The organism is Providencia sp. PROV201, assembly GCF_028479545.1.
GTDB lineage: Bacteria > Pseudomonadota > Gammaproteobacteria > Enterobacterales > Enterobacteriaceae > Providencia > Providencia huaxiensis.
Window position 1 is genome coordinate 40524 of the sequence record NZ_JAMPNW010000030.1, and the last position, 8173, is coordinate 48696.

7 protein-coding genes are annotated in these 8173 nt (G+C 37.1%); 2 read left to right on the forward strand and 5 right to left on the reverse strand.

The window, feature by feature from the left end:
• Positions 1 to 8: 8 nt before the first annotated feature.
• Positions 9 to 1019, forward strand: a complete 1011-nt coding sequence (locus tag PR809_RS18495; RefSeq protein ID WP_272524615.1) for an XdhC family protein — start codon at positions 9 to 11, stop codon at positions 1017 to 1019.
• A gap of 69 nt (positions 1020 to 1088) precedes the next feature.
• Here PR809_RS18495 and PR809_RS18500 read toward each other — a convergent pair whose 3' ends face one another.
• The 5 genes from PR809_RS18500 to gltS form a co-directional block, all read right to left on the reverse strand.
• Positions 1089 to 2750, reverse strand: a complete 1662-nt coding sequence (locus PR809_RS18500; protein WP_206276320.1) for an alpha-keto acid decarboxylase family protein — start codon at positions 2748 to 2750, stop codon at positions 1089 to 1091.
• A 228-nt stretch (positions 2751 to 2978) separates the two neighbouring features.
• The gene (locus tag PR809_RS18505) at positions 2979 to 3332 is read right to left on the reverse strand and encodes a RidA family protein (protein ID WP_166265790.1); all 354 of its coding nucleotides are present in this window, start codon (positions 3330 to 3332) and stop codon (positions 2979 to 2981) included.
• A gap of 2 nt (positions 3333 to 3334) precedes the next feature.
• Positions 3335 to 4576: a D-amino acid dehydrogenase gene (locus tag PR809_RS18510; RefSeq protein ID WP_206277092.1), complete on the reverse strand. Its 1242-nt coding sequence runs from the start codon at positions 4574 to 4576 to the stop codon at positions 3335 to 3337.
• A 56-nt stretch (positions 4577 to 4632) separates the two neighbouring features.
• Complete coding sequence (locus tag PR809_RS18515) at positions 4633 to 5541, reverse strand: LysR family transcriptional regulator (protein ID WP_102140089.1); 909 nt, start codon at positions 5539 to 5541, stop codon at positions 4633 to 4635.
• Between the two features lie 211 nt (positions 5542 to 5752).
• On the reverse strand, positions 5753 to 6958 hold the full coding sequence (gene gltS, locus PR809_RS18520) for a sodium/glutamate symporter (protein ID WP_102140088.1): 1206 nt from the start codon (positions 6956 to 6958) through the stop codon (positions 5753 to 5755).
• 780 nt (positions 6959 to 7738) lie between these two features.
• Between gltS and PR809_RS18525 the strand changes: the two genes are divergently transcribed.
• A complete protein-coding gene (locus tag PR809_RS18525) occupies positions 7739 to 8143 on the forward strand; it encodes a RidA family protein (RefSeq protein ID WP_166265784.1) in 405 nt (134 codons plus the stop codon).
• Positions 8144 to 8173 lie beyond the last annotated feature (30 nt).

Genomic DNA, 8173 nt, shown 5'->3' on the forward strand with positions numbered 1-8173 from the left:
GAACAAATATGTTGCGTGAAGATGTTTTTGTTATCTCCCAAGCTGTTGATTGGATAAAAGAGCAGCCAGTTTGGTTATGTACGGTATTGAATACTTATGGCTCTTCACCTAGAAGTCCTGGCTCCTTGCTGGTTGCAAAACAGAATGGCCAATATGTAGGCTCGCTTTCTGGTGGCTGCATTGAAGAGGATTTTATTCAACGAATCAAAAATATTGATTATGTTAGTCGCAGCCAAATTGTTCGCTATGGAAGAGGTGGGATTGAAACTAAAGTCAACTTGCCCTGTGATGGCAGCTTAGATGTTTTGATTGAATATTTACCCAATAATGAAAAATCGCTTCATTACCTTGTTGAGATCCAAAATGCGCTATTGGGTTATTCGGCGATTATCAAGAAAGTCACCTTGCCGCAGAGCGGTGAAATTCATATAGCTAATAAATCAGAGCAACCAACACAGATAGAACGTGATGGTGATAAAATTCAGCTATATATTGCGGCTCCTCCTCGGTTAATTATTGCAGGAATTTCTACCGCCGGAGCTTATTGCGCTAATTTTGCCTTAACATTAGGGTTTGAGGTCATTATTTGCGATCACCGAGAAGACGAACTAGCGCGGTTTGCACCACAAATTCCACCTCAAGTTGAGGTTGTTTCTTTATTTCCCGCTCGCTATTTAGAAGAACAAGGTTGTTCTCCAAATACTGCCATTGTTTCCTTAACCCATGATCCCCGAATTGATGATTTAACACTGATGGAGTCGGTTAATACAGATGCTTTTTACATTGGTGCAATGGGGTCAGTAAGAACGAGTGCTCGCCGTCGTGAACGGCTTATCGCATCCGGTGGGATGATGGAAGAGGAAATAGAGCGTATCCATGCCCCCATTGGTATTCCGATAGGTAGCAAAACACCACCTGAAATTGCTTTAGCGATAATGGCCGACATTGTTGCTTATAAAAATGGCGTGACCTCATCAGATACTGCATATAAAACTAAGAAATTGATGGGTATAAATTAAATATAACGTAATTGTATTTCTAATAGCTCACGCCATTTTAGATGGCGGAGCTAATTACAAATAATCTAGTTAATATATGGAGGTAATCGCTTCTCCCATTTTCACCAAATATTTTGATGCATCATACCGATCGGTAATTATTTCAATGTAAGCTGCGGTCTCTAGAGTTTCAATATGCAGTAAGGTGTCATTGAGTTCCTCGCAGGTTGTTACTTTTTTACAATACCAATCATCACACCCAAGTGCCGAAGGTAGTTGTGCATAATTCCATTTAGCAACATCGTTATAATAATATTCAGGTTCTCGACAAAATAGTCGCTCGATAAGGTAGCCATCGTTATTTAGAACAAAAATAATAGGTTTTAATCCGAATCGTGCAAATTGACTAATTTCTTGCATAGTTAATTGATGAGCACCTTCACCGGTTATTAAAATAATACGACGAGAGGGAGATGCTAAGGCTGCACCTAATGCAGCAGGAGTCGCCCAACCAATTGATCCCCACAAAGATTGAGTTTGAAAGGATGCACCTTTAGGTAAAAGTGCAAATGCTAAGCCCATGGTGAATGTGCCTGTATCACCAAATATCATATCGTTAGGTTTGAGCATTTTTTCTAATCGAGGGTATAAGAATGTTTCCGTTATTTCTTTTGTGGCTGAAACGATTGGCTCCCCAAGTGATTGTGCTCTTGGGAATGAATTTTGACTAAAAGGATAATGAGTAGGAGATATTAAATTATTCTTTAAGGCTAAAAGAATATCCTTCATATAAATATTATTGTAGCATTGGCCATCTATAATTACGTAGTTATCCATAATATGGATGATGTTTTCAGTTTTAATATTTGAGGTATAACAAGCCGTATTAAAATCTGACATAATTGTGCCGAAATTTAAAATACAATCACAGCTTTCTACAAATGAAGTCACTTGTGGATTGATGAAATCACCTGCATACATTCCCATATATTGTGTGTTAGTTTCATCTAACACGCTCTTATCCATAAAGAGGGTTGCATAGGGAATTTTGGTATGTTCAATAATATCTTGTAACTCTTTTTCTAGCCCTAAACGTAAAGATATAGAGCCAGCCAATAGACAGGCTTGTTTACTATTAATTAATTTATTAATTATCTGATTAACGGTGATTTTTAGCGTTTTTGAACAGCTTTTTGGCTCTAATGATAAGGGGGTATTAGTTTGTTTGATAATAGGCTGCATTGCAAAATCAGCAGGTAATCCAAAATAAACTGGGCGTCGTTCATGTAATGCACAAGCTATTAGTCGCTTTGTTTCTTCAATACAATTCTCAGGGGTAATGATGGCATGAGCACAGACAATATGCTGGCTCATTTTATAAAATGCATCATAGTTTCCATTTCCTAATGTATGATGAGCAATGCGTTGGTTTTGCTGTGATTGGCTTGGTGGCATCCCAACTAAGTGAAATATTGGTAATCGTTCTGCAAAAGAACCCGCTATCGCATTTAGTGCACTTAGTTCGCCAACGCCAAATGTTGTTGATAATGCGGCCATTCCTTTAACTCTAGCATACCCATCAGCAGCATAGGCTGCATTGAGTTCATTGCAGTTACCAACCCAACGTAAATAAGGCATTGTACAAACCGTATCATTAGTAGGAAAGGAATAATCACCCGGTACACCAAAAATATCTTCAATTCCTAAGTCATATAGTTTAGATAAAATATATTCAATCACAGTTTCGTTCATTTTATTTCTCCAATTATTAATTAATAATAGTCTTGTGATTTTTATTTTTATAAAATTAATACTAATTAATGTGGTAAATAATAAAATATTATTATTCGTAATGGGATTGAGTATATTTGTTAAATTGAAAAATAGTCATTTTCTATCTGATAGAATGAATTGAAAAATAATGAATAAAAAGCAGCAGATCTTTATTATAAGATCTCGCTGCTATTATTAAATGTAATATTAAAATTTAGCGGCTGTTACCATTATTTCAACAAGCACTTGGTCTCGAGCCATATTGGCTTCAACAGCAGCACGGGCTGGGCTGCTTTCAACTGGCATCCATTTTTCCCACACAGCGTTAAACGCTGAAAAATCCCTTGCCATATCTTTAATCCAAACTTGAGCAGATAAAATTCGAGTTTTATCACTGTCGCTTGTAGCGAGTAAGGCATCAATTTTCGCTAAAACCTCAGTTGTTTGTTGAATTATGTCGCCAGTTAGATCATTAGGTACTTGCCCTGATAAATAAACTATCCCTGCATATTCAACGCTGTCTGCTAAGCGTGGTTTCGGGTTGTTCCGTTTAATTGACATGATTACCTCGTTAATCCAGTTAAAGAAATGGGGGATGTTTGTTCTGTTATAAGCTGAGTCAATATTTCCGCGCTGCCTGCGGCAAGAGTAAACCCTAAACTACCGTGTCCAATATTAAGCCATAAATTTTTATAGGCAGTTTTTCCTAATAAAGGAGGGCCTTTGGGTGTTGAAGGGCGTAAGCCACACCAACTTTCAGCATCGTTAATTTTGGGTAATTCAGGGAAGGTATTTTTTATAATATTTTTGAGCGCTTGTATTCTATTTTCACGTAAACCTTGATTGTCATAGCCAATATCAACCATTGCAGCAATGCGTAATTGGTCATTCAGTTTGGCATAGACAATTTTATTGGCGTAGTCGGTAACATTAATTTTCGGAACAATATGTTCAGTTTGCGGGTATTCGACACTTAGGCTATACCCCTTTAACCCTAAAATAGGAACATTAATATTCAGTGGTTTTAATAATTCGTGGCTACCATTTCCTGCACAAACAATAAAATCATCAGCTTGGATCGTTCCCTGGTGAGTGGCTATTCCAGTGACTTCGTTATTTTGAGTAATGAAAGATTTAACACTGTGCTGCAAACAAAGTTTAAATTTAGGTTGTGTGAGTAAATATTGCAGTAGATTTTTACAGAATAAATAACAATCAGCGCTCTCATCATCAGGGGCATATATTGCACCTACTAGCTGAGACTGTATCTTTTTTAAAGAAGGCTCTAGTTCAACAATTTCAGCGGGTGTTAATACTTTTTGAAATTGTTTATCAACCGTTTCACTGGCTTTTTGGAAACTTTTATTATCACGGTGGATAATTAATTTCCCTGATTTTTCCCAAGCAAAATCAGCGATATCACCATTGCTACGCCATTTATTCATTATTTCTTGGCTCAGGAGTGATAAACGTAAAAGATGGGCACCATTAACTTTATTGGTTTTACGGTTACAAGCTAATGTGAATTGCGCTAACCAAGACCATTGTTGTAATGAAGGCATTATTTTTAAATTTAAAGGTGAGTCACTTTTCCCCATCCAACGTAAGCCTTGTAAAGGAACACCTGCATCAGCAAGGGGAGATACATAGCGATAGCTGAGCTGCCCACCGTTAGCAAAACTGGTTTGCATACCGACATCGGTATCTGATTCAACTAATGTTACGGTTTGGCCTGCTTTAATTAATGAATAGGCGGTGCTTAAACCAATAACACCAGCTCCAATTACCACCACATGTTTAGTCATAATAATCCGTAACCCATAATAACCAAGATGTTATTATTTAACGGCGAATAAGCTAACTAAACAATTGAGTTTTCATTACTAGAGTATAACTTTTGGTTAACTACTTTGTTTCTTTTTTCGAGTGTGGATGCCAAGGTGTTAACATAATTCTGTGCGGCTTTGGTTAATGGCTTATCTGCTCGATGAAAAACAGATACGGCAAGATGTAAACCTTCCTGTAATGGGTAAATCATCGATTCAGGTAATGTGTGTTCGGCTGAAAAAATATCGGTAATACTGCAGCCTAATCCAGCTTGGACAAATTCTGCTGCCATATGGTAGGTGTGCACACTAATATTTGATTCTGCAAACTCGTGACGCTTTTGTAATAGCTGAGATAAGGAATCAGAACCAGGGTGGATCCAACGCTCTTGGTCGATATCAGTGAGTGATACAGGGGAGTGTAATGGTAATTTGCTATCTACATAAACTAATGGGATATCAGCAATGGGGAGAACAGTAATCCCCCCTTCAATTTCAAGATTAAAGCCAATACCAATATCGAGATCTTGTTGGGTTAATAGCTGCAGAATATCCGTTGTATGATGTGTACCGATCGTGAGTTTGATATTGGGGTGCTTTTTTATAAATTGCGCGGTTACTTCAGGCACTAAGTTTAGCCCTAAGCTAGGTAAGCAGCCAATGGCTAATTTACCTTGTGGATCACGTGATAAGTTTTGCGCTAAAATTCTGAGCTTATCTAAATTATGATAAACTTCTTTAGCTTCCTCAAATAGTAGGTTTGCCTCTGCAGTCGGAATTAATTTTCCTCTTATTCTCTGGAATAAGACTAAGCCAAGTTGTTGTTCTGCATGTTTTAAGGCCTTACTTGCTGCGGGTTGTGAGATATGTAAAACCTCCGCTGCACGGGTTAAAGAACCACAGGTCATGACCGCATAAAAAATATCGAGATGCCTTAATTTCATTTTCAGAAACCTATTATTTGTCTTTACTCACAGAAACCGACTGTTGGTATTAATTCGCATATTCTACCGAATTAATACAAATTAATCTGAATAACTCTTCATTTAGTACTGAAAATGGTGAAGGAAATTAGGCGGTATAAATTAAAAAGAGATAAAAAAGTGAAGGCCAGGCTATATACATAAGTTATAGCCTGGCCTTTATGATTGTGTGCTAGGTAAAGTACGTACCAATTTCGAGAAAGATTTTAATTAAGATACTATTTGAAATATCGACAATAAATGCACCTACCATTGGCACCACTAAGAAGGCTTTATGAGAAGGACTGAATGCTTTAGTGACTGTTTGCATATTTGCTATTGCGGTTGGTGTTGCTCCCATTCCAAACCCACAGTGCCCAGCACTAATAACAACTGCGTCATAATCTTTGCCCATCATTCTAAAGGTAACAAACGTTGCAAATAGAACCATAACCACCGTTTGTACGGCAATAATAATTAGAACAGGACCTGCCATACTGGCGAGCTGACCGAATTTTAAAGACATTAGCGCCATTGCTAAGAATAAGGACAAGGCAACGCTACCTAAAACATCAACCGTTGGCTCGAAAACTTCGTGTTTAAATACATGCGTTAAGACATTACGAATTATAATGCCAACAAACAAACACCAAACAAAGGTTGGTAATTGCATGACGGTATCTTTAAAAAACTCGCTAATATAGCCGCCCACGACAATACAGATAATTAGCATTGAGATGGTTTCAATAACATTATTAGCATTAATTTTTCGTTTAACACTCGGTTGTTCGAAAGCTTCGACGATCGTTTCTTTTTCGAGCTCAGTGCTTTTAGGGATTGATACTTTTTTCAATAAATGGCGAGCAACAGGGCCGCCAATTAACCCACCGAGTACTAAACCTAAGGTTGCACATGCCATGGCTAATTCAACGGCACCTGTCACTCCATATTTATCAGCCAGTATTGGTCCCCAAGCCCCTGCGTTGCCGTGGCCACCGGTTAGTGTGATTGAACCCGCAATTAAACCAATAAATGGGCTTTCATTAAGCATGACAGCCATTCCCATACCAACGGTATTTTGAATAGCAATTAAGATAGTCACCGCGATAGTTAATAAGACAAGTGGCTTACCACCTTTTATTAATCGCGAAAAATCTGAGCTCAATCCAATTGATGAAAAGAAGGTAATCATTAAAATGCTTTGTAGCGAGGCATCAAAAGTAAATGAGTATCCTGCTGTTTTATCAACAATTAGTAGAATGATAGCAACAATGAAACCGCCAACAACGGCTTCAGGAATATGGTTTTTTTGTAGAAAAGGTGTGTATTTTACAACAAACATACCAATCAATAGCGCCAAACAAGCGACTAATAAAGTGTAGCTGGCATCTAGGATCATTATTTTACCTCAAGTTAGTTTACCAGAACTTTCACTGTTGTTATTTAACATTAGCGATAAATTAAGTTACTTTGCGTAACTTTTATTTAACAATGAGTTTTGTTTGGGTATCTATAACTTTTAGTTAACCGCGATATTTTTACTTTTTCATTTATTGAGTCATTAAATTCTGCAATAGATTATTCATTTTTAACTTAACCAATTGTTAATTATGATTTTTATATCTGATGTGTATTTGGGGAACATTTATGTAGTGACTAATATTTGCACTGGCTTTATCTCGTGGTAATAAAACCGTATTCAATATGAATGATGAGAAGTGTGATGTGCCGCATGTAAGACGCTTAGCAAATATAGGAGAAGAGGGGGGAATGCTACATGATGTAGAATGCGCTTAATAATTCAAATGAAAAGTGATGTCTTGGACATGCCGTTTGGGCTCAGTATCTGAACGATTAATTGCTTTTAACCTCAGTGGAATGAATGTGAATATTATTGATTAAAATAATAGTATGATTTTATTTGTGCCATAAATGTAACTTATTGATTTATTGGCTTACTTTGTTGATTGGATTACTGTTTATATGGGTATTGGCATGGTTAAATATCATAGGGCGCGACATTAATGATGACTCCACCCGGAGCAGAACAAGCACTGGTTATTTTGCAAAAATATTTTTTGATTCATTATACTAATCAAATAACGTTTGCCTGATATTTAATGAATTGAAAAGAAAAAGTCTTATACTGCCTCACTGTTTTATTCAAGATGGAACAAAAATGACTAAAAAATTGATAAATCCAACGTCTGTCTTCAATTCTTTGCAGTATGGCTTTAGCCAAGCCGTAGAAACAACGGGAACCCGACAATTATTTCTATCAGGCCAGGTTGGTGTGAATGCTGCGGAAGAAACTGTTGCTGGGGGAATTTACGAACAAACCGTGCAATCATTAATTAATATTGAACATGTACTGCATGAGGCCGGTGGCGACTTATCTCATGTGGCTATGTTACGTATTTATATCAAAGAGGGCTTTAATAGCCATGAGGAACAAGCTGATATTGCGAAAGCATTAAAAGAAAAATTTCCCAATATGCCACCTGCATCTTCTTGGGTTATTGTTTCAGGGCTTTCCTTGCCGGAATGGTTAATAGAAATAGAAGCTCATGCAGTTTTGAACTAAATTTATTCGAATAGAAAAGCCGACAACAGA